This window comes from Arthrobacter sp. E1SS-5 (assembly GCF_057073715.1).
The window spans coordinates 1,468,614-1,492,939 of the sequence record NZ_CP172703.1; the positions used below are offsets into that span (position 1 = coordinate 1,468,614).

The following is a 24,326-nucleotide window of genomic DNA, read 5'->3' on the forward strand; positions in this document are numbered from 1 at the left end:
CGGAACTGTTCCGGCGACAAACCCGAAGAGCCTCCTGCCGCAGCTGAGTTCAGCTGCGGCATGGAGGCTCTTTCGTTGGCAACATGTGGGTCCGTGCCTGTGGATCAGCGAGTGGTGCTTAGTGCTGGTGATGGCCGCCCGGCGCCAGGTTCCCGTGACCACCGTGCGGCACGGCGTACTTGCCGGCAGTTGAAGCGGCGAGTCCCGGCGTCGTAATGCCCGCCACCAGGACGGCGCCCGCGAAAGCCGCCAGCAACAGCCTTCCCGGGCGTACGGCCCGCTTTTCTCCGGCCGCCCGCCCAAGCCAAGCAAGCGAGGCGATGATCATCAGTGTGAGCAGCAGCGCCGAAAGATGTGTCAGGCCCAACCGGGCAGTTGTATAGGTGGGGAAGGCGATGGCGGCGAGGTGGGCCACGGCCGCGGCTGCCAGCGCATACCGCACCCACCGGCCGCCCGCCGGACGGTCCCTGGCCAGGAATATCACGGCACCGGCCAGCAAGGCCGCGCCCCAAGCGCCGGCCACCGCTCCGACGATGACCCTGTCCGGCTCACCGGAGCCGGCTGCAAAGATGCTCGACGCAATGGCCAGGTTGACCGACCCCGCGCCGAATCCCGCAAATCCTGTGACCAGCCGGACCGAAGGGTGCGCCTGGGGCGCCACCTCTTGCGGGGGTACCGGGCGGTCCAGCAGTTCTGACGGAGGGAGGGCTGCTGCGTCGTGCCCTGTCATGCTCTGCCCCGCCATGTCCGGTCGCGGCATGCTAGGCGCGGGCTGCGGCCGGGGACTTGTCCAGGGACAGGCCCACGCCGAGCAGGAGTACCGCGCTGGCCAGGTGGAGGACGTTGTCGGCACCGTTCAGGGCGATGATGTTCAGCGGCGAGTTCAGCAGGAACAGGCCAACTATGCCCACCAGGAGGTAGACGGCGCCGACGGTGGCGTTTACTGTGCGTGCGCTGGCCGTTCCGCGGAGCCCGGCGAACAGGAGTGCGGCGCCGATAGCCAGGTGAATGACGTTGTGCAGCGGGTTGACTTCGAAGATGATGAGGTTCGCGCCCTCGGTGGCGGCGAAACCGACGCCGGACGTGACGGCGAAGCCCAGGAGGCCCACCAGCAGGTAGACGGCTCCGAAAATGGTGGCGATGAGGCGGTTGGGTGAGTTGCGCATGGCCTGGATCCTTCCGACAGGGCGGGTGTGTCCACCCGCCGTTTTGTGGTCCCAGTGCGGGACCCTCGGAAGCGATTCGGATCATGGCCGGAGGTGGATGGGTAAAAAGATCAGTACACTTTCCACTTTCCGGTTTTCCCCGCCGTCCCGTGGACTCTAGGAGGCAGGGCGCAGCTTGATGTTGGTCATGCGGAGCTGGTCGGTTCCCTGGAACTTGTAGGCCAGGTCCACCTTCTTGCCGGTGCAGCTGATCTGGCCCACCACCTCGGCGGACTTGACGCCGTTCTCGGTGGCAACCTTGAGGTTGTTGTAGGAGGGCCGGCAGGAGCTGTCCATTTCCAGGCTTTGCACCCCGGAGATGAATGCCTCCTTGGAGAGCTGCTCCTGCAGCGCCGGGTCAAGGTATTCGTCATACGCGCCGGAGGTGTCACCGGCGATCACCTTTTTGGTGAAATCGTCCGCGAGGCCCCTGGCCTGGTTGGTGGCACTGCCCACGATGTTCACCAGGATGACGACGCCGATGATCACCAGCAGCAGCACCCCGCCGATGCTGCCAAGGATGATCCACAGCTTCCGCCGGTTCCGCTGCCGGTTCCGCTGCAGGGGAGGCTCACCGGGCAGGCCGAACGGGGCCGGCTGCTGCGCCGGCATCGGGGGAAACTGCTGCGGCGGCGTGTAGCCCGGAGGGCCTTGCTGGTACGCGCCCTGCTGGTATGGACCTTGTTGGTACGCGCCCTGCTGGTGCGGGCGTTGCCGGTATGGATCCTGGGAGCTGCCCTGGTCCTGGGGGCTGCCCGCTTCCTGGGGACTAGTCAAGTGGGGAGCCTTTCATCGAACAGGCGCTCTGGCGCCGGCGGGCGGACGGGCCGTCCCGGCCCGCGCATGACTGGAACCAGCCTATAACCCCGCCCGCCGCCGTCGTGCTTTCAGCGCCGCCCCGAAATCCCGCCGCTACGCGCCCTCGGAGCCCCGGTCCAGCAGGGGCTGCACCCGGAAGGGGATCAGCTCGCCCATCGCCAGGGCCGTGTCCGCCCGTTCCACGCCGTCACATGCCAGGATCTTGCCGTTAATCCGGAACAGGTCCTCGGCATCCCGGGCCACCACACGCAGCAGCAGGTCCGCTGATCCCGTCAGCCCGTACCCCTCCAGGACTTCCGGAATTGCCGCGATTTCCTCCGCCAGCCGGCCCAGCTTCTGCTGCTGTACGTGGACCGAGATGAAAGCCATGAGCGGGTATCCCAGCGCTGCCGGGTTAATGCGCCGTTGAAAGGACAGGAAGGCGTGCTTCTTTTCCAACTGCGCCATCCGGGCCTGGACGGTATTGCGGGACAGGCCCAGCTTCTGGGCGAGCGCCACCACCGTGCGGCGCGGATCCTCTGCCAGCGCCGAGAGCAGGCGGGTGTCAGTGCCATCCAAAGCTTGCATAATGCGCAACGCTAGCACGGTACGGGCTAGCGCAACCGTGCATCCTGCTCAAGAAATTCCCGAGTGGTTGTACCTCATGCGGGTTGTGAGTAGGGTCACAGTATCTGGGGCAATGACGCCCGGAAGGCCGGTGGCCGGAGGGGCCAAAAGCCCCGAAGCAACAGGTCAACGACGTACGAAGGTTGCGGCAATCGTGTCTACAGACGAAACGGGCCCTAGCGGCGCACAGACCCCCCACAGCGCAGGAAATCCGGGCGCACCCGGGCAGGAACTTCTTCAACTGATCACCCCGGCAGGCGAGCGCATCAGCCATCCGGAATTCGACCTCTGGGTCAGGGACATTACCGACGAGCAGTTGTGTTCCCTGTTCGAGGACATGACCGTCATCCGCCGGATCGACGTGGAGGCCACAGCCCTGCAGCGGCAGGGTGAGCTGGCCCTGTGGCCCCCGCTGCTCGGCCAGGAGGCGGCCCAGATTGGCTCCGGCAGGTCCCTGCGGGCGGACGACTTTGTGTTCTCCAGCTACCGCGAGAACGGCGTGGCGTACTGCCGCGGCGTGGACCTGACCGACCTCCTTCGGGTATGGCGCGGCAATGCGTCCGGCGGCTGGGACCCGTACACCATCAACATGGCCACGCCGCAGATCATCATCGGTGCCCAGACCCTGCACGCCACCGGCTATGCCATGGGGATCCAGAATGACGGGGCCGACGCAGCCGCCATCACCTACTTCGGCGACGGTGCCACCAGCGAAGGCGACGTCAGCGAGGCCATGGTGTTTGCCGCCAGCTTCCAGGTCCCCGTGGTGTTCTTCTGCACCAACAACCACTGGGCCATCTCCGAGCCGGTACGGCTGCAGTCCCATATCCAGCTCGCGGACCGGGCTGCCGGCTTCGGCATCCCCAGCCTGCGGGTGGACGGCAACGACGTCCTGGCGGTCATGGCCGCCACCAGGCTGGCGCTGGACCGGGCACGGCGCGGCGGGGGTCCCACCTTCATCGAGGCCGTCACCTACCGCATGGGGCCGCACACCACCGCGGACGATCCCACCCGCTACCGGGACGCCAATGAACTGGAGGACTGGGTGGCGAAGGACCCCATCTCCCGGCTGGCCGGCCTCCTGGACCGGAAGGGCCTGCTCAGCCCGGAACTGCAGCAGCAGGTCAGGGACAAGGCAGACACCGTTGCGGCGGAGATGCGCCGGGGCTGCACCAGCATGCCCGATCCCCAGCCCATGGACATCTTCAAGCACGTCTACAGCACACCCAACTCCTGGCTGGAGCGCCAGCAGGATCATTACGCCCGTTATTTGGCGTCCTTCGGCGATCCCGCAGGAGCCGTTTCAGAGGAAGGTGCACTCTGATGACGCAGTTGACCTTTGCCCGTGCCATCAACGCCGGGCTGCGAAAGTCGCTGGAAAACGACTCCAAGGTGGTCCTCCTCGGCGAGGACATCGGCACCCTGGGCGGGGTGTTCCGGGTAACGGACGGCCTGCAAAAGGACTTCGGGACCCACCGCGTCGTGGATACGCCGCTGGCCGAGTCCGCGATTGTGGGCACGGCCGTGGGCCTGGCCTACCGGGGCTACCGGCCGGTGGTGGAGATCCAGTTCGACGGTTTCATCTACCCCGCGTTCGACCAGATCGTGAGCCAGGTGGCCAAGCTGCACTACCGTACCCGCGGGGCCGTCAAGATGCCCATCACCATCCGGGTGCCGTTCGGCGGCGGAATCGGCTCACCCGAGCATCACTCGGAGTCCCCGGAAGCCTACTTCACCCACACCTCCGGGTTGCGGGTGGTGACCGTGGCCAACCCGCAGGACGCCTATACCGTGATCCAGCAGGCCATCTCCTGCGACGATCCCGTCCTGTATTTCGAGCCCAAGCGCCGCTACCACGACAAAGGCGAAGTGGATGAGTCCGTGGATCCGGCAAAGGCCCTGCCCATGGACAAGGCGCGGGTGCTGACCGACGGCAGCGATGTCACCCTGGTGGCCTACGGGCCCCTGGTCAAGACCGCCCTGGACGCCGCCTCCGCCGCTGCGGACGAAGGCATCTCCATTGAAGTCATCGACCTGCGCTCGCTGGCCCCCGTGGACTACGAACCCGTGGTGGCCTCCGTGCGGAAGACCGGGCGGCTGGTGGTGACCCACGAGGCCGGACAGTCCGGCGGGCTCGGTGCGGAGGTGGCTGCGAGCATCACGGAGCGGTGTTTCTATCATTTGGAAGCAGCTCCCGTCCGCGTGACCGGCTTCGACATTCCGTATCCGTACTCCAAGTTGGAAATGCACCACCTGCCGGGCCTGGACCGCATCCTGGACGGCGTTGACCGTGCCCTGGGCCGCCCCAACTCCCTGAGCGGGCTGGAAGGATGAGCGCCACCATGATCAAGGAATTCCGGCTCCCGGACCTGGGGGAGGGACTCACCGAGTCCGAAATCCTCAGCTGGAAAGTGGGTGTTGGCGATACCGTCAGCCTGAACCAGGTCATCGCCGAGGTGGAAACCGCCAAAGCCGTGGTGGAGCTTCCGTCGCCCTTTGCAGGGGTCATTAAGGAACTTCACGAGCAGCCCGGTTCCGTCGTGGAGGTGGGCAAGCCCATCGTCTCCTTCGAGGTGGCGGACGACGCCGGCGGGTCACCTTCTGTCCCGTCAGGCACCGTTCCCGCCGGCGCCGGAAGCGCGGGGTCCGGGGAGGCGGCGGTGGAAACGCCCAAACGGGAGCCGAACCTGGTGGGGTACGGCGCCGTCGTCGAAGGTTCCGGTCGCCCCACGCGCCGGGCGCGGAACTTCGCCCCGGCGGCTTGGCCTGCCGAAACAAAATCCGCTGAAACTGCAGTGCAGGTGGTTGAGCCTGCTGGCACCCGCCCTGTCGACACCAGGCCGGCCGAACGTCCGCGGTCCACTCCTCCTGTCCGCAAGCTGGCCAAGGACCTGGGTCTGGACCTCGTGCAGATTCACGGTACCGGTCCCGGCGGCCTGATTACCAGGGAAGACGTGCAGGGATTTACCGGGCAGGCGGAAGAGGCTCCCACGCCCATGGCCGGCCAGGTGTCTGCAGCGGCAACCGCTGCGGGGGAGCGGGAGACCCGGACCCCCATCAAAGGCGTCCGTAAACACACGGCGGCCGCGATGGTGCAAAGCGCCTTCACCGCGCCGCATGCCACCGAGTTCCTCACCGTGGACGTCACGCCCAGCCTCGAGCTGCTGGCCAAGCTCAAGGACAGCAGGGCATTCGCCGGCATCAAGCTCACGCCCCTGACACTCGCAGCCAAGGCGGTCCTCATCGCCCTGCGCCGGCAGCCGGCGTTGAATTCGCGCTGGGATGAGGAAAACCAGGAGATCGTCACGTTCCATTACGTGAACCTGGGCATCGCCGCGGCCACGCCCAGGGGGCTCACGGTGCCCAACATCAAGGACGCCGACGCCTTGCAGCTCCCGGAGCTCGCCCAGGCCTTGGCTGAGCTCGCCGAAACCGCGCGGGCCGGCAAGACCACCCCTGCCGACCTTTCCGGCGGCACCATTTCCATCACCAACATCGGTGTCTTCGGCATCGATGCCGGCACCCCCATCCTCAACCCGGGGGAGGCGGCGATCCTTGGCCTCGGGGCTGTCCGGACCATGCCATGGGAATACCGGGGCGAGGTGGCGCTGCGCCAGGTGCTCACGCTGAGCCTGTCCTTCGACCACCGCCTGGTGGACGGCGAGCAGGGCTCCCGTTTCCTTGCCGACGTCGGCGCTATTCTGGCCGAGCCGGGGATGGTCCTCACCATGGTCTAGCCGCGCGGCGGTGTGCTCTCCACCATCAGGGCTGCCAGCGCCATCCGTTCCAGCAGGGGTCGGGCAACGCTGGCAGCCATCCGCCGGCCGTGGCTGCGGACCGAGTGCGGGGTGGAGTTGATCAGGCCAAAGGTGGCGTGGGCGCGCATGCGCAGTTCTGCCGCATCGATACCGGGGTGAACCTTTGCCAGGACGTCCACCCACAGCTCCACGTAGCTGCGCTGCAGCGCGCGCACCGCAGACTGGTCCTGCTCCGACAGGTTGCTGAGGTCCCGGTCCTGTACCCGGATCACGTCGGGCTTGCCGAGCGCGAAATCCACCTGGAACTCCACCAGTCGACGCAGCGCCGCCAGGGGGTCGGCGGTCTGCTCCACAACCTGGCGCCCGCCGTCGAGCAGTTCCTGGCTCACGGTGACCAGCAGGTCGGCCAGGACGGCCTGCTTGCCGGGAAAGTGGCGGTAAACCGCGGGGCCGCTGACTCCCGCGGCCGCGCCCAGGTCCTCCAGGGATACCCGGTTGAAGCCGTTGACTGCGAACAGCGAAGCCGCGGCAGTCAGCAACGCCTGCCGCCGGTTCTCCTTGGCCTTGCCGCGCTGCGTTGTGGGGGCGTGCGTGGCAGGGACCGGCTGCACTGGGTTGCTGGACACTTTTCCTCCTGGGGCCGACGCAGAGTCTAACAAGGAGCCCATGTGTTGGACATCACAGTTAATCGAGACTAACCTGAATTTCAGTTATTAGTCACTAACCGAGTTGGCGTGGAGCCGGCCCGGTGCACACAAGGACGGATCGTCAATGGAGACCCTGGCCACCCGGCTCGACCCGGCAAGCGAGTCCTTCCGCGCCAATCGTGAAGCGCAGCTGGCGCTCGCGGAGGACCTGCGGAAGAGGCTGGCGGATGCGGCGCTGGGCGGTCCCCAGAAGTCGCGGGACCGGCACGTGGCCCGGGGCAAGCTGCTCCCGCGGGACAGGATCGACCAGCTCCTGGATGACGGCAGCCCGTTCCTGGAGATCGCGCCCCTTGCCGCCAACGGCATGTACAACGACGATGCCCCGGGCGCCGGGGTCATTGCCGGGATTGGCCTGGTGCACGGCCGGCAGGTCCTGGTCATCTCCAACGACGCCACCGTCAAGGGCGGCACCTATTACCCCATGACGGTCAAGAAGCACCTCCGCGCCCAGGAGATCGCCCTGGAGAACGGGCTGCCCTGCATCTACCTGGTGGATTCGGGCGGGGCGTTCCTGCCCAAGCAGGATGAGGTGTTCCCGGACAAGGAACACTTTGGCCGGATCTTCTACAACCAGGCCCGCCTCTCCGCCGCCAAGATTCCGCAGATCGCCGCGGTCATGGGGTCCTGCACGGCCGGCGGCGCCTATGTCCCGGCCATGAGCGACGAAACAGTTATCGTCCGGAACCAGGGCACCATCTTCCTGGGCGGACCGCCGCTGGTGAAGGCAGCCATCGGGGAAATCGTTACCGCCGAGGAACTGGGTGGCGGCGAGGTGCACTCCCGGATCTCAGGGGTGACGGACCACCTGGCCGAAAACGACGAACACGCCCTCCAGATCATCAGGGACATCGTTGCCACCCTGCCACCCCCCGCCGCGCCCGCCTGGCAAGTGGAACCCGCCGTCGAACCCGCCGTTGACCCGGAAGGGCTCTACGGCGCCGTGCCCACGGACGTCAACGCGCCCTACGACGTCCATGAAGTCATCGCCCGACTCGTGGATGGCAGCAGGTTCCACGAGTTCAAGAAGGACTACGGCACCACCCTGGTCACAGGGTTCGCCCGGATCAACGGACATCCGGTGGGCATCGTGGCCAACAACGGCGTGCTGTTCAGCGAGTCCTCGCTCAAGGGCGCCCATTTCATCGAACTGTGCGACCAACGCGGCATCCCGCTGCTGTTCCTGCAGAACATCTCCGGCTTCATGGTGGGCAGGGACGCCGAACAGGGCGGCATCGCGAAAAACGGGGCCAAGATGGTCACCGCCGTCGCCACTGCCCGCGTCCCCAAGCTGACAGTGGTGATCGGCGGATCCTTTGGTGCCGGGAATTACTCCATGTGCGGCCGCGCCTATTCCCCGCGGTTCCTGTGGATGTGGCCGGCGGCCCGGATCTCCGTGATGGGCGGCAACCAGGCGGCCAGCGTGCTGGCCACCGTGAAGCGGGACCAATACGAAGCGGCAGGGGAGCAATGGCCGGCCGACGACGAGGAAGCCTTCAAAGCCCCCATCCGCCAGCAGTACGAGGACCAGGGAAGCCCCTACTACTCCACTGCCCGGCTGTGGGACGACGCCGTCATCGACCCCGCCGATACCCGCACCGTCCTGGGCCTCGCGCTCGACGTCGTCTCCCGCACCCCCTTGCCGGAGACCTCCTTCGGCCTCTTCCGGATGTGAGCCAGCAATGACCATGCAGACCAACACTGCCATACAGGCCACCACCGCGGCGGCCGCCAATGACGCCACGCCCCTTTTCAGCACGGTCCTGGTGGCCAACCGCGGCGAAATTGCCTGCCGCGTCATCCGGACCCTCCGCCAGCTGGGAATACGCTCGGTGGCCGTGTACAGCGATGCCGACGCCGGCGCCCGCCACGTGCGCGAAGCCGACACTTCCATCCGGATCGGCCCCGCCGCGGCAGCCGAGAGCTACCTGAACACCGAGGCAATCGTCGAAGCCTGCCGGCAGTCCGGCGCCGAGGCCGTCCACCCGGGCTACGGCTTCCTCAGCGAGAACGTGGACTTCGCCCGTGCCCTCGAAAAGGCCAGCATCACCTTTATCGGCCCGGGCGTTGAAGCGCTCAACGTCATGGGCGACAAGATCCGCGCCAAGAACCATGTGGCGGGATACGGCGTGCCCGTGGTCCCCGGCGTAGCCAGGCCCGGGATGACGGACAGCGAACTGTCTGAGGCGGCTGCCGGCGTCGGCTATCCGCTCCTGATCAAGCCCTCCGCCGGTGGCGGCGGCAAAGGCATGCACGTGGTGGAAAAGCCGGCGGACCTGCCCGCCGCACTGGCCACGGCGCGGCGGGTGGCAAGCGCGGCGTTCGGTGATGACACCCTGTTCCTGGAGCGCCTGGTGACCACCCCGCGGCACATTGAAGTGCAGGTCCTGGCGGACAACCATGGCAACGTCATCCACCTGGGCGAGCGCGAGTGCTCCCTGCAGCGGCGGCACCAAAAAGTCATTGAGGAAGCCCCGTCGCCCCTGCTGGAGGGCCTGCCCAACGGTGCGGAGGTGCGGACACGGATCGGCGAAGCCGCCTGCAACGCCGCCCGCAGCGTGAACTACACCGGGGCGGGAACGGTGGAATTCCTGGTGTCCGACGACGCCCCGGACGAGTTCTTCTTCATGGAGATGAACACCCGGCTCCAGGTGGAACACCCGGTCACGGAAATGGTCACCGGCATCGACCTGGTGGAATGGCAGGTGCGGATCGCCGCCGGTGCGGAACTGACCCTGCGGCAGGCCGACGTCGAACTGTCCGGCCATGCGGTCGAGGCGCGCGTTTACGCCGAGGTGCCGGAGAAGAACTTCCTGCCGTCCACCGGGACGGTGCTGCAGCTGGATGAGCTCTCCGTCGGCACGGACAGCCCGGTCCGGGTGGACTCCTCCCTGGTGGAGGGGCTGGAGCTCTCGGCACACTATGACCCCATGATTTCCAAGGTGATCGCCTGGGGCGGCGAACGGGCGGCAGCCTTGGCGTCGCTGGATGCGGCGCTCTCCGGCTACACGGCACTGGGCATCGAGACCAACGTCGAGTACCTGCGGCTCCTGCTGGGTGATCCCGACGTCCGCGCCGGACGACTGGACACCGGCCTGATCGAACGGAAGCTGCCCGCGCTCGAATTCCGCCGCATCGGCGAGCCCGAACTCGTGGCCGCCGCGCTGTACGCGCTCTCCCTGGAAGCGCAAAACGACCCCGCCCGGGCGCCCGGCGCCTGGCAGGGCAGGAGCGGCTGGCGGCTTGGCGTCCCGGCCCCGCGGCGCATCAGCCTGGGAACGCCCGACGGCGGCGTGGCAACCGTGCTGGTCAGCGGCAGCCGCAATAGGGCACAGACCGCCACGGTAACGGTCGACGGCGGCGCGACCCGAAATGCGGCGCTGCACTGGTCCAGCCGGCAAAGCATCGACCTCGACCTTGACGGCGAACGCCGGAGTTACCGGCTTGCGCCGGTCTTCACGGGGCCGGTGGAACCGACGTGGAGCAACCCAATGCCCGGATGTCCCACCCAGCTCTTCCTCGGCAACGGCGGCTGGTCCTGCCGGCTTGAGGTCCTGACCCGGGAAGCGCGGCTGGAACGGGTACTGGCAGCAGTCCAGCGGCAGGAAGGCGCCGCGGATCCCGAGGTGCGCTCGCCGATGCCCGGAACGGTGGTGGCTGTCCCGGTCAGTGACGGGGATCAGGTCCAGGCCGGAGAGGTCCTGGTGTCCGTGGAGGCCATGAAGATGGAGCACCACTTGGTGGCGCCGCTGGCCGGGACGGTCCACCTTGCCGCCCGCACCGGGGACCTGGTTAAGGCCGACCAGGTCCTGGCCACCGTCCACCCCCATCCCACGGATACCCACCCCGCGCCCGGCGACACAGAACCAGCTACAGACGAAGACCAAGGCGAAGGAGCCTGACCATGACCGGTTTCGAACTTACCGAGGAATACCAGGACCTCAGCGACACCGTGCGCGACTTCGCGGACAACGTGGTTGCCCCGGTCTCGGCAAAGCACGACGAAGAGCACAGCTTCCCCTACAAAGTGGTGAAGCAGATGGCCGAGATGGGCCTGTTCGGGCTGCCGTTCCCGGAGGAGTACGGCGGCATGGGCGGGGACTACTTCGCCCTGGCCCTCGCGCTGGAACAACTGGGCCGCGTTGACCAGTCGGTGGCCATCACCCTGGAGGCCGGCGTCTCCCTGGGCGCCATGCCCGTGTACCGGTTCGGCACCGAGGCGCAGAAACAGGAGTGGCTGCCCATGCTGGCATCCGGCCAGGCGCTCGCCGGGTTCGGGCTCACCGAGCCGGAGGCAGGCTCGGACGCCGGCGGTACCAAGACCCATGCCAGGCGCGAGGACGGCAACTGGGTGATCAACGGCAACAAGGAGTTCATCACCAACTCCGGAACCGACATCACGCGCCTGGTCACCGTCACGGCCGTCACGGGGCAGCAGGAACGCGAAGACGGCAGCATCAAAAAGGAGATCTCCACCATCCTGGTGCCCACGGACACCCCCGGCTTCAAGGCGGAGAAGCCCTACAACAAGGTGGGCTGGAACGCCTCGGACACCCACCCCCTCACCCTGAAGGACGTCCGGGTGCCGGAGGAAAACCTGCTGGGCACCGAGGGGCGCGGCTACGCCAACTTCCTGTCCATCCTAGACGAGGGCCGGATCGCCATCGCCGCCCTGGCAACCGGCGCGGCGCAGGGCTGCGTGGACCTGTCGGTCAGGTATGCCCGCGAGCGCCGCGCCTTTGGCCACGAAATCGGCAAGTACCAGGCGGTCTCCTTCAAGATCGCACGGATGGAGGCGCGGGCCCACACCGCCCGCCTGGCCTACTACGACGCGGCCGCCCGGATGCTGGCCGGTAAGCCGTTCAAGACCCAGGCGGCCATCGCTAAGATGGTCGCAGGCGAGGCAGCCATGGACAACGCGCGGGATGCCACCCAGGTATTCGGCGGCTATGGCTTCATCAACGAGTTCACTGTGGCACGCCACTACCGCGACTCCAAGATCCTTGAAGTGGGGGAGGGCACCACGGAGGTCCAGCTGATGCTGATCGCCCGCGAACTGGGACTTTAGCCCTGCGCCTGCCGCAGGGTACGTAAGCCGGCCGAAAGGATCAATGATGATTGACAAGGTTGTTGCCAGCGCTGACGAGGCCGTGGCGGATATCCCCGACGGTGCTTCGCTTGCCGTGGGCGGGTTCGGCCTCTGCGGGATCCCGGTGGCCCTGATCGACGCCCTGCACCGTGCCGGCACAACGGACCTGGAAACCGTCAGCAACAACTGTGGCGTTGACGACTGGGGGCTTGGCATCCTGCTCCGGGACGGTCGCATCCGCCGCACCATCAGCTCCTATGTGGGCGAAAACAAGGAGTTCGCCCGGCAGTACCTTGCCGGCGAGCTTGAGGTGGTGCTTACCCCGCAGGGCACGCTGGCCGAGAAACTGCGCGCCGGCGGCGCCGGCATCCCGGCGTTCTACACCAAGGCGGGGGTAGGCACGCAGGTGTCCGACGGCGGCCTGCCGCAGAAGTACGACGCCAACGGAGGCATCGCGGTTGCCTCAGCCCCTAAGGAAGTGCGCCCGTTCGGTGGCGTCGACTACGTCCTGGAGGAGTCCCTTACCCCGGACTTCGGCCTGGTGCACGCGTGGAAGGGCGACCGCCACGGCAACCTTGTCTTCCACGCCACGGCCATGAACTTCAACCCGCTGTGTGCCATGGCCGGCAAGATCACCATCGCCGAGGTGGAGGAACTGGTGGAACCGGGCGAACTGGACCCCGAACACATCCACACCCCCGGTATCTTCGTCCAGCGCGTGGTCCTGGCGCAGAACGGGGAAAAGCGCATTGAGAAGCGGACCGTGGCACTGACCGCCCCGTCTTCAAGCGGAACAGCCGGCAGCAACCAGGAGGCAGGAGCATGACCATGGATCCCAACAGCCCCGAAGCTCCACGGCCGGAAGCCGTACGGCCGGAATACCGGCGCGCAGGCTCCCAGCAGCACTCCGGCCCGGGCGATTCAACATCGCCCGCTGAAACGAAAGGCTGGAACCGCAACGAGCTGGCCGCCCGGGTGGCCAGGGAACTGCGGAACGGACAGTACGTGAACCTGGGAATCGGCATGCCCACCCTGATCCCCAACTACATCCCGGACGGGGTGGAAGTGGTGCTGCACTCCGAGAACGGAATCCTCGGCGTCGGACCTTATCCTGCCGAAGATGCCCTGGACCCGGACCTGATCAACGCCGGCAAGGAAACGGTGACCGTCAACAGGGGCGCGGCGTTCTTCGACTCCGCAACCTCCTTCGGCATGATCCGGGGCGGCCACGTGGACGTGGCCGTGCTGGGCGCCATGGAGGTGGCCGCCAACGGCGACCTGGCCAACTGGATGATTCCCGGAAAGATGGTCAAGGGCATGGGCGGGGCCATGGACCTGGTGTTCGGGGCCAAGCGGGTGATTGTGATGATGGAGCACGTTGACCGCAACGGCAAACCCAAGATCGTCCAGCAATGCTCGCTGCCACTGACCGGCAAAGGCTGTGTGGACAGGATCATCACAGACCTGGCCGTCATCGACGTCGTCAAGGATGGCGGCTCGTCGCGGCTGGTCCTGCAGGAACTAGCCCCCAACGTCTCCGTGGAAGACGTGGTGGCCGCCACCGGCGCCGACCTGTTCGAGGAAGACCGGGAACTCACGGTATGACGGGCGACGGCGGCAGGCGGGTCGTCGAGCAGCGCGGGCTGTACTTCGACGAACTGGAGGACGGCGTGGTGTATGCCCACCGCCCGGGGCGCACGGTGACCGAAGCCGACAACGTCCTGTTCACCACGCTCACCATGAACACCCAGGCCCTCCACCTGGACGCGGCCTGGAGCGCGGGGCAGCCCTTCGGCCAGCGGCTGATGAACTCGATGTTCACCCTTGCCACCATGGTGGGCCAGTCCGTCACCCAGCTGACCCAGGGGACCATCATCGCCCAGCTGGGCCTGACGGATGTGTCCTTCCCGCACCCGCTCTTTCACGGCGACACGCTCTACACGGAGACCGTCATCACCGGCAGGCGGCTTTCGGCCTCGCGCCCGGGCCAGGGGATCGTGACCATGGAACACACCGGCCGCAACCAGGATGGAACCGTGGTGGCCCGGGCCACGCGCAGCTGCCTGATGTGGACGCGGGACGCGTACCAGGACATGCAAAACGTCCAGAACATCGGAGAATAGCCTTATGACTTTCGTGATGGGCCCCGCCCTGCTGTTCTGCCCCGCCGACCGGCCGGAGCGCTACCAAAAGGCTGCCGCCCGGGCCGATGCCGTGATCCTTGACCTGGAAGACGCGGTGGCGCCTGCCGACAAACAGCGCGCCCGCGGCGCCATCCTGGCCCAGTTGGGAACCACGGGGGTGGAACCGGAACTGGAACCCAGCTGCACTATCGTCAGGGTCAATCCCGTGGGAACCGAAGACTTCGAAAAGGACCTGCACTGCCTGGCCCACACGCCCTACCGCACCGTGATGCTGGCCAAGGCCGAGTCCGCAGAACAGCTCAAGGCCCTTGAGGGGTACCAGGTGATCGCACTGTGCGAGACGGCCCTTGGCGTGCTCAACGCCCCGGCCATCGCCGCCGCGCCCAACGTGGTGGGCCTCATGTGGGGGGCGGAGGACCTGCTGGCCACGCTTGGCGGGACTTCCAGCAGGACGGACGACGGCGGCTACCGGGCTGTTGCGCTGCACGCCCGCTCTTCGGTATTGGTGGCGGCCAGGGCGTTCGGCAAGGAAGCCGTGGACGCCGTCTATACCAACATCCCCGACCTTGACGGGCTGGCGGCCGAGGCGGCCGACGCGGTCGCCTCGGGCTTCAGTTCCAAGGCATGCATCCACCCGAGCCAGGCGGAGGTGGTCCGCAAGGCCTATGCACCGTCCGACGACGAAGTTGCCGCCGCCCAGGCACTCCTGGCTGCCGCGGAGTCGGCCGGGTCCGGAGTGTTCCGGCACGAGGGAAAAATGATCGACGGCCCCATCCTGAAGCATGCCCAGGAGATCATCCGGCGGGCGGCACAGAAGGTTTAGCTGTACTGCCCAGGCAGGTTGATTAAGCGGCTGATGGGCGGGTGGCCTCCGATTGCGGTGTGGGGCCTGTGGTGATTGTAGTGGTGCAGCCATGCCGGGAGGGCGTTTCTGCGGGCTGATTCGGTGGCGTAGAAGCGTTTGAATGCCCATCCGTCGGCGAGGGTTCGGTGGAAGCGTTCGATCTTTCCGTTGGTCTGGGGGCGGTAGGGCCGGGTCTTCTTTGCCCTGATGTCCAGCTCGCGGCAGGCGTCGCGCCAGAGATGTGATTTGTAGGCCGCCCCGTTGTCGGAGAGGACCCGTTTGACGGTGACGCCGCGGGCAGCGAACCAGGATACAGCTCTTTGCAGGACCGCTACTGCGGTGGCCGCTGTTTCGTCGCTGTGGATCTCTGCGTAGGCGACCCTGGAGTGGTCGTCGATGACCGTGTGGACATAGGCGGTCCCGATCAGCGGCTCGCGGTTTCTGCTGCGCGGCTTGTCCGGGGTTCCTGCCCGGTTCCGGCCTCCTTGCTGCCGGCCGACGTAACGCCAGCCGCCGCCGTCGGGGATATTGCCGAGCTTCTTCACATCGACATGGATCATCGCTCCGGGAGTCTCGTGTTCGTAGCGGCGGATGACTTCTCCGGTGCGCTTGTCCACGTGATGAAGGCGGTTCAGTCGGCACCGGACCAAGACCGCGTGCACCGTCGAGGCCGGCATGGCCAGTTTCGCTCCGATCGCGACCGGGCCCAGCCGCTGCTTCCAGCGCAGGTGCACAACTTTGCGCACCAGCTGCTGCGGCGTCCGGTTCGCCACCCTGTAAGGGCGGGAGGACCTGTCAGCCATACCTGCCTCACCCATCGCGGCGTAACGGGCCGCCCACCGTTTCGCGGTCGGCCAGGAGCAGTTGAACTGCTCGGCAGCCCGGGATACCGGCCAGCCATGGTCCACGACCAGACGCGCGACGCGTAAACGTTGGCGTGGAGTCAAAGCGGCATTAGCGTGGGACATGAGGACCTCCTGGTCGCTGCAGCGGTTGTCTAAGCAACTCCACTGTGCAACCGGAGGTCCTCACCTTTGGCTCAACGACTCCAGCGAGTCATCACATTCACCGAACCAACGTCCCTGGGCAGTACATTTAGCCCAGCGGAAGGGTTTCGGCGCCAAAGGTTTGGTCCAGGGGAGCAACTAGCGCTGCCTTCCCTGCGGCCGACGCAGGGATGTGGGCGGGATGGGTTCGTACAGCAAGGTCCGCACCCAGCGGTTTCCCGTGCCGCGGAACTCCTTCCGGCTGGCGAAGCGGTAATGGAAGCTGCGCACGCGCACCCACCGGGGCGCGGCGCCGTCGAACGGGTCATGCCGCAGCAGCCGCAGCATTTGCCGGTCCGCCGCCAGCAGCTTTGCCAGGAAAGCGTAAAACCATTCCTCGTGCACGCTGCGCAGCGGCAGGAACCACATCAGCCAGTCAAGGCGCAGGTGGTACGGGGCCCACTGCCTGGGGATCCTGCGGACATCGCCGGGCTTGCCCTTGAAGCCGTACTCACGCCAGTCGGAGGTGTCGCCGGGGTCTTCGTCCAGGGTGCCCTCCACTACGATTTCGATGCGCTGCTTGGTCACGGAGCCAAATGCGCCGTAGGCGTTGACCAGCTGCCACCGGTTGAAGCTGGCGTTCATCAGCTGCCGGCGGGAGAAGAGGTTGCGCAACGGCCAGTAGCTCAGGGCCAGCAGCAGGACCGATGCCGCCAGGGTGATGGCCAGCCACCAGAGGGGCGTCTCCCGCTGTACGCCCGTTGCGGCGTCCCAGTCGGCAGGGATTGCCGGGATCACGGCGTGCGCCACGGGATCGCTGACCGCGGCGAAAGCCAGCACTATCGCCATCCAGTTCAGCCAGGCGAAGTTGCCGCTGGCCACCAGCCACAACTGGGTGACCACCACGACGGCGGCCGCAACACTGGCTACGGGCTGCGGCGCGAAGAGCAGGAACGGCACCACCAGCTGGGCAATGTGGTTGCCCACCACCTCGATGCGGTGCAGCGGCTTGGGCAACAGGTGCGCCTGCCGGCTGAGCGGCCCTGGCATCGGTTGGGTTTCGTGGTGGTAGTACAAGGCCGTCAGGTCCCGCCACTCCCGGCCGCCGCGGATCTTGATCATCCCCGCACCGAACTCAAGCCGGAACACCAGCCACACGATGAGGATCAGGATGGTCCGGGGCGGCTCCGTCTGGTTGGAACCGAGGAAGGCCACCGTAAAACCCGACTCCAGGAGCAGCATCTCCCAGCCGAACCCGTAAAACGTCTGGCCCACATTCACGATGGACATGTACAGCAGCCACAGGGCCAGGAATGCGATCAGCGGCACCCAGGGCGGCCCCATCTGCGGGATCCCGGCCACGAGCAGCGCCGATACCACCAGGCCTGCAGCGCAGACACCGCGCAGCAGCCCGTCCGAGTACCGCCACCGGAACAGTGTGGGCCGGCGCATCCGGGCAAATGCCGCCAGGAACTCCGGCACCGGCAGCAGGCCGCGCTCGCCAAGCAGGGCGGGAAACTGGTTCAGCGTGGACAGGAACGCCACGAAGTACAGTGCCGCCACGCCCCGTTGCAGCACCTGCCGGGCGAATTCGTACTCCGGCGCATCAAACCATGAGAGCCAGTCCACGCAGTCCACGTTACGCCCGGCCACCCCGGGGTCAAGGCGCAGCAGCAGGTCAGCGGCGCGGACGGGCGCACGGCCGGCGCCGAAGGGTGCGGGATACTTAACCAATGCAGCCACGCAGAATCGTCCTTCTCGGATCCACCGGTTCCATCGGCACCCAGGCGATCGACGTCGTCGACGGCGCCCCGCACCTGTTCGAGGTGGTGGCCCTGAGCGCCGGGGGCGGCAACCTGGATCTCCTGGCCCGGCAGGCGGTCCATACCGGTGCCGCATTCGTGGGAATCGCCGGGGGAGACCCGTCCCGGCTGGAAACACTGATCCGTGAAGCCGCGGCCGCGGCGGGCCGTCCCGGCTACCGGCCGCAAATCGTGTCCGGTCCGGATGCCTCCGCGCAGGTCGCGTCGGTCGAAGCCGATGTGGTGCTCAATGGCATTACCGGTTCCATCGGCCTGGCCCCCACGCTGGCGGCACTCAAGTCCGGCGCCACCCTTGCACTGGCCAACAAGGAGTCGCTGATCGTGGGCGGCAGCCTGGTCAAAGCCGCGGCCGCGGAGGGCCAGATTGTTCCGGTGGACTCGGAACACTCCGCCATTGCCCAGTGCCTGCGCTCCGGCGCTGCGGACGAGGTGGACAAGCTGATTTTGACTGCGTCGGGCGGCCCGTTCCGCGGCAGGAGCCGGGAGGAACTTCACGGCGTGACGCCGCAGGAGGCCCTGGCCCACCCCACCTGGGACATGGGCGTCATGGTCACTACCAACTCGGCCACCCTGGTCAACAAGGGCCTGGAAGTCATCGAGGCGCACCTGCTGTTCGATATTCCGCTGGACCGGATCGACGTCGTGGTCCATCCCCAGTCCGTGGTGCACTCCATGGTGCAGTTCGTTGACGGCTCCACCATCGCCCAGGCCTCCCCGCCGGACATGCGGCTGCCCATCGCGCTGGGACTCGGCTGGCCGGCCCGCGTACCTAAAGCCGCCAGCCCGTGCGACTGGACCAGGGCCGCCACCTGGACCTTCGAGCCGCTGGACACACAGGCGTTTCCCGCCGTCGGCCTCGCCAAGGATGCGGCCAGGCAGGGCAGCACGTTCCCTGCCGTGTTCAATGCGGCCAACGAGGAAGCCGTCACCGCGTTCCATGCCGGCAGGATCCGCTTCACCGACATTGTGGACACCATCGATACCGTGCTCAGCGAACACTCAGGTTCCTCCGGGCTGACGGTGGAATCAGTGCTGGATGCTGAAAGCTGGGCACGCGCCCGCGCCCACGAACGTTTAGCAGTCAGCAGCCTCTAGGAAGCAGCAGCACCTCCATGACCCCTGTTTTACTTTTCATCCTCGGCGTCGTCTTCGTGGCGGTGGGCATCGCCGTGTCCATTGCGCTTCACGAAGTGGGGCACCTTGTTCCCGCCAAACTCTTCAAGGTCCGCGTCACCAAGTACATGATTGGCTTCGGGCCCACGCTGTGGTCGCGCCGGAGAGGCGAAACCGAGTACGGCCTCAAGGCCGTACCGCTGGGCGGCTATGTCTCCATGATCGGCATGTACCCGCCCAACAAGGAGGACGGCTCGGTCCGGCCCTCCAGCACCGGCATGTTCCAGACACTCGCCACCGAAGCCCGCTCCCAGGCCCACGAGGAAGTTGGCCCCGGCGACGAAAACCGGGTGTTCTACCGGCTGCCGGTCTGGAAGAAGATCATCGTGATGCTGGGCGGCCCCGCCATGAACATGATCCTCGGCCTGCTGTTCACGGCCGTACTGCTCATGGGCTTTGGGGTTGCCACTGCCACCACCACCATCTCCGACGTGTCCAAATGCCAGGTGGCCGCCGGCCAAACCGTTGACCCCAATTCCGCTGACTGCCAGCTGACGCCGGCAGCGGCTGCCGGGCTTAAGCCCAACGACACCATCACCTCCTTTGACGGCAAAGCAGTGACCAGTTGGAGCCAGCTGACGGAATGGATCCGCGCTTCCGCAGGCAAGGAGGTGGCCATCACTGTGCAGCGGGACGGCAACCCCGTGTCCACCACAGTGACGCCGGTCCTTTCGGCCCGGCCGGTGATGGGAAGCGATGGACGCCAGGCCACTGACGCCGCCGGCAACCTCCAGTACCAGGACGTCGGCTTCCTTGGCATCGGTGCGCAAACGGCGCTGGTGCCCCAGCCGGCGTCGTCCGTCCTCCCGATGGCGGGGGAGAACATCCGCCAGGTAGCCGGCGTGGTCTTCAACCTCCCCGCCCGCGTGGTGGGCGTGGCCAAAGCCGCGTTCAGCGAAGAGCCGCGCGACCCCAACGGCCCCATCAGCGTGGTGGGCGTAGGCAGGGTGGCAGGTGAAGTGGCCGCCATGGAGGCCGTGCCGCTGCAGTCCCGGGTGGCAACCCTCGTGGGCCTGCTGGCAGGCCTGAACTTCGCACTCGCGGTGTTCAACCTGATCCCGCTCCTGCCGCTCGACGGCGGCCACGTTGCAGGGGCGCTCTATGAGGGCGTACGCCGCAAGGTGGCAAAGCTGCGCGGCCGGCCTGATCCCGGAGCCTTCGATATCGCCAAACTGCTGCCCGTCACCTACGTTGTCGCGGCGCTGCTCATGGGCATGAGCGTCCTGTTGATTTACGCCGACATCGTCAAGCCGGTCAACCTCTTCGGGTAGCCGCGGCTTCGTCGGGGGAATCCCCGGCCGGCCGGGGAGGCGTTCCTTTCGCCCGCCGCAGCCGATGATGGCTGATTCGCAGATATCAGCCAAATATGATTGATCTGCTGGTATCAGCCATCTATGGTTGAGGTATGTTCGTCATGACCATCGACCAGCGGGGAAGTACCGGCGCCCAGGACCTCGTCCCCGACCTCCTCGCCGGGATTGCCGCGCTGCACCTTCCCGGAACGGGGGAACCGCTCTTCGAACGAACCGTAGGTGATGAGGTCCAGGGAGTAGTGCCGGACGCTTCGGCCGTGGTGGAGATTGCCCTCCATGCACTCCGCGTTGGTCGCTGGTACGTGGGGATCGGCCTCGGATCCGTCTCCCTGGCTCCAGGCGCCAGCCCCCGCGAAGGAACCGGCACAGCGTTTGTCGCCGCCCGCAAAGCGGTTGAATTGGCCAAGGCCGCCGGGCCGCAGGTGCCGTTGTCAGTGGTGCCGGGCATCATGGCAAAGACCGGCGGCAGTGTCCCCGCCGGGGAAGGGAACCAGGCGTGTGCAAATGCGGAGGCCGTGCTCCGGCTGCTCGGCCGGCTTGTCCAGGACCGCACGGAGGCCCAGTGGCGGGTGGTGGATGCCCTGCGCCGCCTGGGAACGGGCCGGCATGGAAGCCAGAAACAGGTGGCGCTTGAACTGGGCATCTCGGAACAATCGGTGAGCCGCACCGTGCTTCGGTCCGGATGGCAGGAAGAATGGGCAGCCAGGCCCGCTGCGGCGATGCTTCTTGGTATTGCTGACTCGCAGATTAACGGCCCCTCGAAAGATGGCCGTAACGCAGACAACCCCAACGAAGGAGACAGGTGAGCGCACTGTGGGTGGCAGTGGCCCTGGTGGTGGCCGGCTTCGCCGGCTGGCCGGTCACGGCGTTGGTGTTCAAACTCGCACGGACCATCGATGACCGGGCGGATGCCGCGAAGGCGGCGGAAGCAGCCCGCGGGGCCGAACAGGATCCCGCGGCCGATGTTACCGTGGATGACGCCGCTGCGTCCCCCGACGCTGCCCTTGAAACAGCAGGCGGCGCAGCCGGCCAGGCGGTTGACGGTGAGCTGACCGCCCCGCCTGTCCAGCCGCCGTCGGCCGCGCCCGCCGGACCGTCGCTCCCCACCCAGCGCATCCTGCGCGGCGGCGCCATCATTGGCGTGCTGGAGCGGCTGGGGGTCTGCCTCGCCATCCTTACCGGGCAGCCCGTGGCCATCGCCTACATCGTTGCCATCAAAGGCCTGGGCAGGTTCGCCGAGCTGAAGGAAACGCCGGTGGCAGCCGAGCGCTTCATCATTGGGACGCTGACATCGATGCTCTGGGCGGCCGGAACCGCCGCCGCAGCCAAAGTCCTCTTCCTGCACTGAGGTCATGGCCGCCCGGGCTGGTCTTTGCCGCGCCGGTGGTCCTGCTGCACCCGCCAGTGGCCCTGCCCGCCCGATGCGTACGGTACCAAGCCGGCCATGGCGATAGGGTAGCGGTATGACAGTTTTTGCCGTTGAGTACGTTTATGCCGCCAGCTCCACTGAAACCCGCAACGAGGTCCGGCCCGCCCACCGCGAATGGACGGGGAACCTGGCGCAGGACGGCGTCATCGTGGCCAGCGGCCCTTACGGTGACGGTGTCGGTGCCCTGCTGATCTTCAAGGCAACGGATGAAGCCGCGCTCAATTCGATCCTCAAGCAGGACCCGTTCGCCGGAGCCGGTGTGATCGCCGGAACGCGCGTCACGGAATGGTCACCGGTAACCGGCATGTTGGCCGGGATTTCCGCGTAGCCGCCTTTTTACCCTTTCAACTCAAGGAGTCCACGTGACCTCGGTCAGCCTGGGAATGCCGTCAGCACCACCGCCCGTCCTTGCCCCCCGCCGCAAGACGCGCCAGATTAAAGTCGGCTCGGTAGGCGTAGGGTCTGACTACCCCATCAGCGTGCAGTCCATGACCACCACGCCCACCACGGACATCAATGCCACGCTGCAGCAGATCGCTGAACTGACGGCGTCCGGCTGCGATATCGTCCGCGTCGCCTGCCCGTCCGCTGACGACGCCGAAGCGCTGCCCATCATTGCCCGGAAGTCCCAGATCCCCGTCATTGCGGACATCCACTTCCAGCCCAAGTACGTCTTTGCGGCCATTGAAGCCGGCTGCGCCGCCGTGCGCGTGAACCCGGGAAACATCCGCAAGTTCGATGACCAGGTCAAGGAGATCGCCGCCGCTGCGAAGGACCACGGCACCTCCATCCGCATTGGCGTGAACGCAGGTTCCCTGGAGCCGGGCATCCTGAAGAAGTACGGCAAGGCCACGCCTGAGGCGCTGGTCGAGTCGGCGGTCTGGGAAGCCTCGCTGTTCGAGGAGCACGGCTTCCACGACTTTAAGATTTCCGTGAAGCACAACGACCCCGTGGTCATGGTGGCCGCCTACGAGATGCTCGCGGAAAAGGGTGACTGGCCCCTGCACCTGGGCGTCACCGAAGCCGGTCCCGCTTTCCAGGGGACCATCAAGTCCGCCACCGCCTTCGGCGCGCTCCTCTCGCGGGGGATCGGCGACACCATCCGCGTGTCCCTGTCCGCACCGCCGGTGGAGGAGATCAAGGTGGGCAACCAGATTCTCCAGTCGCTGAACCTGCGGCCCCGCAAGCTGGAAATCGTGTCGTGCCCTTCCTGCGGCCGCGCACAGGTGGACGTGTACACTCTGGCAGAACAGGTCACCGCCGGGCTCGAGGGAATGGAAATTCCGCTGCGCGTGGCGGTCATGGGCTGCGTGGTGAACGGCCCGGGCGAGGCACGCGAGGCTGACCTTGGTGTTGCATCAGGCAACGGCAAGGGCCAGATCTTCGTTAAGGGCGAGGTCATCAAGACTGTTCCCGAGAGCGCAATTGTTGAGACACTGATCGAAGAGGCTATGCGTATCGCGGAAGAGATGGGGGAGGCCGATGGCGAAGATGCTGTCAAGGGTAGCCCCGTGGTTAGCGTCTCGTAGGGACGCACCAGACCCGGCAGGGATCTCTGTCCGTACGCTCGACGGCCAGGACACCCCCGCGCTGACAACGCTTGCCCAGCAGGACCCGGTGGCCAATGTGTTCATCCTGGCCCATTTGCGCGGCACCGGGACGGCGGCACCCACCAGCGGCGGGGCCGGCGTCATCGGCGTTTTCGACGACGGCATCCTGGCGGGTGCGTGCTGGGCCGGGGCCAACCTGGTTCCGGTCCAGCTCGACCCCGCTTTGGCCCCCCTCGTGGCGGAGGCCGCCAACAGTTCCGGGCGCAGGTATGCGTCCGCTTTCGGTCCGGCAGATGCCGTGCTGGCACTCAATGCCGAACTCACGGAGCTGGGGCACCACGCCCACGAGGTCCGGGCGGACCAGCCGCTGATGGTCATCGACGGGCCGCCCCGGGTACCGCCCCACCCGGGCCTGGTGCACGGGGACCTGGCAGACTTCGACCGCATCCTTCCCGCGTGCGCCGCCATGTTCGAGGAAGAAGTGGGTTACTCGCCCTACCTGGGCGGCAGGGAGTTCTACAGCCGGCGGGTGGAGGGCCTCATCAGGCAGGGGCACTCCCTGGTCCACCTCAACGAAGCCCGCGAAGTGGTGTTCAAAGCCGAGCTGGGTGCAGTAACGGAGGACGTCACCCAGGTCCAGGGGGTATGGATGAATCCTGCCTTCCGCGGCCAGGGGCTTAGCGCGGCGTACATGGCGGCAGTGGTGGAAAAAGCCCAGCAGGTTGCCCCGATGACCAGCCTCTACGTCAACGGTTTCAACACCAGGGCCAGGTCCACTTACGAGCGTGTGGGCTTCCGCCAGGTAGGGACATTCGCTACAGTCCTCTTCTAGCCGGTAATTGCCGGCTGCCTGCCGCGTGCTGGATATTGGGGGAAAAATTGA

The 24,326-nt window shown here is 66.7% G+C and carries 24 protein-coding genes; 17 read left to right on the plus strand and 7 right to left on the minus strand.

What is annotated here, in order from left to right:
- Positions 1-118: 118 nt before the first annotated feature.
- The 4 genes from ACIGJD_RS06790 to ACIGJD_RS06805 form a co-directional block, all read right to left on the minus strand.
- Positions 119-745: a hypothetical protein gene (locus tag ACIGJD_RS06790; protein WP_483688858.1), complete on the minus strand. Its 627-nt coding sequence runs from the start codon at positions 743-745 to the stop codon at positions 119-121.
- Between the two features lie 16 nt (positions 746-761).
- Positions 762-1,166, minus strand: coding sequence for a DUF4383 domain-containing protein (locus tag ACIGJD_RS06795; RefSeq protein WP_142134623.1), 405 nt, complete (start codon positions 1,164-1,166; stop codon positions 762-764).
- Positions 1,167-1,322: 156 nt separating this feature from the next.
- A complete protein-coding gene (locus tag ACIGJD_RS06800) occupies positions 1,323-1,982 on the minus strand; it encodes a hypothetical protein (RefSeq protein WP_483688859.1) in 660 nt (219 codons plus the stop codon).
- Positions 1,983-2,117: 135 nt separating this feature from the next.
- The gene (locus tag ACIGJD_RS06805) at positions 2,118-2,591 is read right to left on the minus strand and encodes an Lrp/AsnC family transcriptional regulator (protein WP_483688860.1); all 474 of its coding nucleotides are present in this window, start codon (positions 2,589-2,591) and stop codon (positions 2,118-2,120) included.
- A gap of 193 nt (positions 2,592-2,784) precedes the next feature.
- On the opposite strand from ACIGJD_RS06805, the gene pdhA reads away from it, so the two are divergent.
- The 3 genes from pdhA to ACIGJD_RS06820 are packed head-to-tail and all read left to right on the plus strand — an operon-like array spanning position 2,785 to position 6,367.
- The gene (gene pdhA, locus ACIGJD_RS06810) at positions 2,785-3,954 is read left to right on the plus strand and encodes a pyruvate dehydrogenase (acetyl-transferring) E1 component subunit alpha (RefSeq protein ID WP_483688861.1); all 1,170 of its coding nucleotides are present in this window, start codon (positions 2,785-2,787) and stop codon (positions 3,952-3,954) included.
- Complete coding sequence (locus tag ACIGJD_RS06815; RefSeq protein WP_483688862.1) at positions 3,954-4,964, plus strand: alpha-ketoacid dehydrogenase subunit beta; 1,011 nt, start codon at positions 3,954-3,956, stop codon at positions 4,962-4,964. Before pdhA ends, ACIGJD_RS06815 begins: the two co-directional genes overlap by 1 nt.
- Positions 4,961-6,367, plus strand: a complete 1,407-nt coding sequence (locus ACIGJD_RS06820) for a dihydrolipoamide acetyltransferase family protein (protein ID WP_483688863.1) — start codon at positions 4,961-4,963, stop codon at positions 6,365-6,367. The genes ACIGJD_RS06815 and ACIGJD_RS06820 overlap by 4 nt, the downstream gene beginning before the upstream one ends.
- On the opposite strand, the gene ACIGJD_RS06825 is transcribed toward ACIGJD_RS06820, so the two are convergent.
- Complete coding sequence (locus tag ACIGJD_RS06825; RefSeq protein ID WP_483688864.1) at positions 6,364-7,056, minus strand: SACE_7040 family transcriptional regulator; 693 nt, start codon at positions 7,054-7,056, stop codon at positions 6,364-6,366. The two genes, ACIGJD_RS06820 and ACIGJD_RS06825, sit on opposite strands and share 4 nt — an antisense overlap.
- A 103-nt stretch (positions 7,057-7,159) precedes the next feature.
- On the opposite strand from ACIGJD_RS06825, the gene ACIGJD_RS06830 reads away from it, so the two are divergent.
- From ACIGJD_RS06830 to ACIGJD_RS06860, 7 genes are read left to right on the plus strand one after another with little or no spacing between them, the layout of a single operon-like run.
- Positions 7,160-8,767, plus strand: a complete 1,608-nt coding sequence (locus ACIGJD_RS06830) for a carboxyl transferase domain-containing protein (RefSeq protein WP_483688865.1) — start codon at positions 7,160-7,162, stop codon at positions 8,765-8,767.
- Between the two features lie 7 nt (positions 8,768-8,774).
- Positions 8,775-10,994 (plus strand): acetyl/propionyl/methylcrotonyl-CoA carboxylase subunit alpha, encoded by a 2,220-nt coding sequence (locus tag ACIGJD_RS06835; protein ID WP_483688866.1) that lies wholly within the window; start codon positions 8,775-8,777, stop codon positions 10,992-10,994.
- A gap of 2 nt (positions 10,995-10,996) precedes the next feature.
- A complete protein-coding gene (locus ACIGJD_RS06840) occupies positions 10,997-12,160 on the plus strand; it encodes an acyl-CoA dehydrogenase family protein (RefSeq protein WP_483688867.1) in 1,164 nt (387 codons plus the stop codon).
- Positions 12,161-12,206: 46 nt separating this feature from the next.
- On the plus strand, positions 12,207-13,007 hold the full coding sequence (locus ACIGJD_RS06845; protein WP_142135508.1) for a CoA transferase subunit A: 801 nt from the start codon (positions 12,207-12,209) through the stop codon (positions 13,005-13,007).
- A complete protein-coding gene (locus ACIGJD_RS06850; RefSeq protein ID WP_483688868.1) occupies positions 13,004-13,786 on the plus strand; it encodes a CoA transferase subunit B in 783 nt (260 codons plus the stop codon). The genes ACIGJD_RS06845 and ACIGJD_RS06850 overlap by 4 nt, the downstream gene beginning before the upstream one ends.
- Entirely contained in the window at positions 13,783-14,304 is a 522-nt protein-coding gene (locus tag ACIGJD_RS06855) for a MaoC family dehydratase (protein ID WP_483688869.1), read from the plus strand. Before ACIGJD_RS06850 ends, ACIGJD_RS06855 begins: the two co-directional genes overlap by 4 nt.
- Before the next feature lie 4 nt (positions 14,305-14,308).
- The gene (locus ACIGJD_RS06860; protein WP_483688870.1) at positions 14,309-15,148 is read left to right on the plus strand and encodes an HpcH/HpaI aldolase/citrate lyase family protein; all 840 of its coding nucleotides are present in this window, start codon (positions 14,309-14,311) and stop codon (positions 15,146-15,148) included.
- On the opposite strand, the gene ACIGJD_RS06865 is transcribed toward ACIGJD_RS06860, so the two are convergent.
- Together ACIGJD_RS06865 and ACIGJD_RS06870 are read right to left on the minus strand one after the other, a co-directional pair.
- Positions 15,145-16,137, minus strand: a complete 993-nt coding sequence (locus tag ACIGJD_RS06865) for an IS481 family transposase (RefSeq protein ID WP_376976646.1) — start codon at positions 16,135-16,137, stop codon at positions 15,145-15,147. The genes ACIGJD_RS06860 and ACIGJD_RS06865 overlap by 4 nt on opposite strands.
- Before the next feature lie 177 nt (positions 16,138-16,314).
- Complete coding sequence (locus ACIGJD_RS06870) at positions 16,315-17,784, minus strand: lipase maturation factor family protein (RefSeq protein ID WP_483689445.1); 1,470 nt, start codon at positions 17,782-17,784, stop codon at positions 16,315-16,317.
- Between the two features lie 104 nt (positions 17,785-17,888).
- On the opposite strand from ACIGJD_RS06870, the gene dxr reads away from it, so the two are divergent.
- The 7 genes from dxr (at position 17,889) to ACIGJD_RS06905 (ending at position 24,275) form a co-directional block, all read left to right on the plus strand.
- Positions 17,889-19,073: a 1-deoxy-D-xylulose-5-phosphate reductoisomerase gene (gene dxr, locus ACIGJD_RS06875; protein WP_483688871.1), complete on the plus strand. Its 1,185-nt coding sequence runs from the start codon at positions 17,889-17,891 to the stop codon at positions 19,071-19,073.
- Positions 19,074-19,090: 17 nt separating this feature from the next.
- Positions 19,091-20,422, plus strand: a complete 1,332-nt coding sequence (locus tag ACIGJD_RS06880; RefSeq protein WP_483688872.1) for a M50 family metallopeptidase — start codon at positions 19,091-19,093, stop codon at positions 20,420-20,422.
- Between the two features lie 134 nt (positions 20,423-20,556).
- A complete protein-coding gene (locus ACIGJD_RS06885) occupies positions 20,557-21,270 on the plus strand; it encodes a MarR family transcriptional regulator (protein WP_483688873.1) in 714 nt (237 codons plus the stop codon).
- Positions 21,267-21,812: a hypothetical protein gene (locus ACIGJD_RS06890; RefSeq protein WP_483688874.1), complete on the plus strand. Its 546-nt coding sequence runs from the start codon at positions 21,267-21,269 to the stop codon at positions 21,810-21,812. Before ACIGJD_RS06885 ends, ACIGJD_RS06890 begins: the two co-directional genes overlap by 4 nt.
- Before the next feature lie 115 nt (positions 21,813-21,927).
- Positions 21,928-22,221 (plus strand): YciI family protein, encoded by a 294-nt coding sequence (locus tag ACIGJD_RS06895; protein ID WP_142134595.1) that lies wholly within the window; start codon positions 21,928-21,930, stop codon positions 22,219-22,221.
- Positions 22,222-22,255: 34 nt separating this feature from the next.
- Positions 22,256-23,422, plus strand: a complete 1,167-nt coding sequence (gene ispG, locus ACIGJD_RS06900) for a flavodoxin-dependent (E)-4-hydroxy-3-methylbut-2-enyl-diphosphate synthase (protein ID WP_142134593.1) — start codon at positions 22,256-22,258, stop codon at positions 23,420-23,422.
- Positions 23,385-24,275: a GNAT family N-acetyltransferase gene (locus ACIGJD_RS06905; protein ID WP_483689446.1), complete on the plus strand. Its 891-nt coding sequence runs from the start codon at positions 23,385-23,387 to the stop codon at positions 24,273-24,275. The genes ispG and ACIGJD_RS06905 overlap by 38 nt, the downstream gene beginning before the upstream one ends.
- Positions 24,276-24,326: the final 51 nt, after the last annotated feature.

What these genes read in the sequence shown, in the direction of transcription:
- ACIGJD_RS06790 (WP_483688858.1), bottom strand. Translation starts at nt 745, where the DNA reads ATGGCGGGGCAGAGCATGACAGGGCACGACGCAGCAGCCCTCCCTCCG.
- ACIGJD_RS06795 (WP_142134623.1), bottom strand. Translation starts at nt 1,166, where the DNA reads ATGCGCAACTCACCCAACCGCCTCATCGCCACCATTTTCGGAGCCGTC.
- ACIGJD_RS06805 (WP_483688860.1), bottom strand. Translation starts at nt 2,591, where the DNA reads ATGCAAGCTTTGGATGGCACTGACACCCGCCTGCTCTCGGCGCTGGCA.
- ACIGJD_RS06815 (WP_483688862.1), top strand. Translation starts at nt 3,954, where the DNA reads ATGACGCAGTTGACCTTTGCCCGTGCCATCAACGCCGGGCTGCGAAAG.
- ACIGJD_RS06820 (WP_483688863.1), top strand. Translation starts at nt 4,961, where the DNA reads ATGAGCGCCACCATGATCAAGGAATTCCGGCTCCCGGACCTGGGGGAG.
- ACIGJD_RS06825 (WP_483688864.1), bottom strand. Translation starts at nt 7,056, where the DNA reads ATGGGCTCCTTGTTAGACTCTGCGTCGGCCCCAGGAGGAAAAGTGTCC.
- ACIGJD_RS06830 (WP_483688865.1), top strand. Translation starts at nt 7,160, where the DNA reads ATGGAGACCCTGGCCACCCGGCTCGACCCGGCAAGCGAGTCCTTCCGC.
- ACIGJD_RS06835 (WP_483688866.1), top strand. Translation starts at nt 8,775, where the DNA reads ATGACCATGCAGACCAACACTGCCATACAGGCCACCACCGCGGCGGCC.
- ACIGJD_RS06840 (WP_483688867.1), top strand. Translation starts at nt 10,997, where the DNA reads ATGACCGGTTTCGAACTTACCGAGGAATACCAGGACCTCAGCGACACC.
- ACIGJD_RS06845 (WP_142135508.1), top strand. Translation starts at nt 12,207, where the DNA reads ATGATTGACAAGGTTGTTGCCAGCGCTGACGAGGCCGTGGCGGATATC.
- ACIGJD_RS06850 (WP_483688868.1), top strand. Translation starts at nt 13,004, where the DNA reads ATGACCATGGATCCCAACAGCCCCGAAGCTCCACGGCCGGAAGCCGTA.
- ACIGJD_RS06855 (WP_483688869.1), top strand. Translation starts at nt 13,783, where the DNA reads ATGACGGGCGACGGCGGCAGGCGGGTCGTCGAGCAGCGCGGGCTGTAC.
- ACIGJD_RS06860 (WP_483688870.1), top strand. Translation starts at nt 14,309, where the DNA reads ATGACTTTCGTGATGGGCCCCGCCCTGCTGTTCTGCCCCGCCGACCGG.
- ACIGJD_RS06865 (WP_376976646.1), bottom strand. Translation starts at nt 16,137, where the DNA reads ATGTCCCACGCTAATGCCGCTTTGACTCCACGCCAACGTTTACGCGTC.
- dxr (WP_483688871.1), top strand. Translation starts at nt 17,889, where the DNA reads ATGCAGCCACGCAGAATCGTCCTTCTCGGATCCACCGGTTCCATCGGC.
- ACIGJD_RS06880 (WP_483688872.1), top strand. Translation starts at nt 19,091, where the DNA reads ATGACCCCTGTTTTACTTTTCATCCTCGGCGTCGTCTTCGTGGCGGTG.
- ACIGJD_RS06885 (WP_483688873.1), top strand. Translation starts at nt 20,557, where the DNA reads ATGTTCGTCATGACCATCGACCAGCGGGGAAGTACCGGCGCCCAGGAC.
- ACIGJD_RS06895 (WP_142134595.1), top strand. Translation starts at nt 21,928, where the DNA reads ATGACAGTTTTTGCCGTTGAGTACGTTTATGCCGCCAGCTCCACTGAA.
- ACIGJD_RS06905 (WP_483689446.1), top strand. Translation starts at nt 23,385, where the DNA reads ATGCTGTCAAGGGTAGCCCCGTGGTTAGCGTCTCGTAGGGACGCACCA.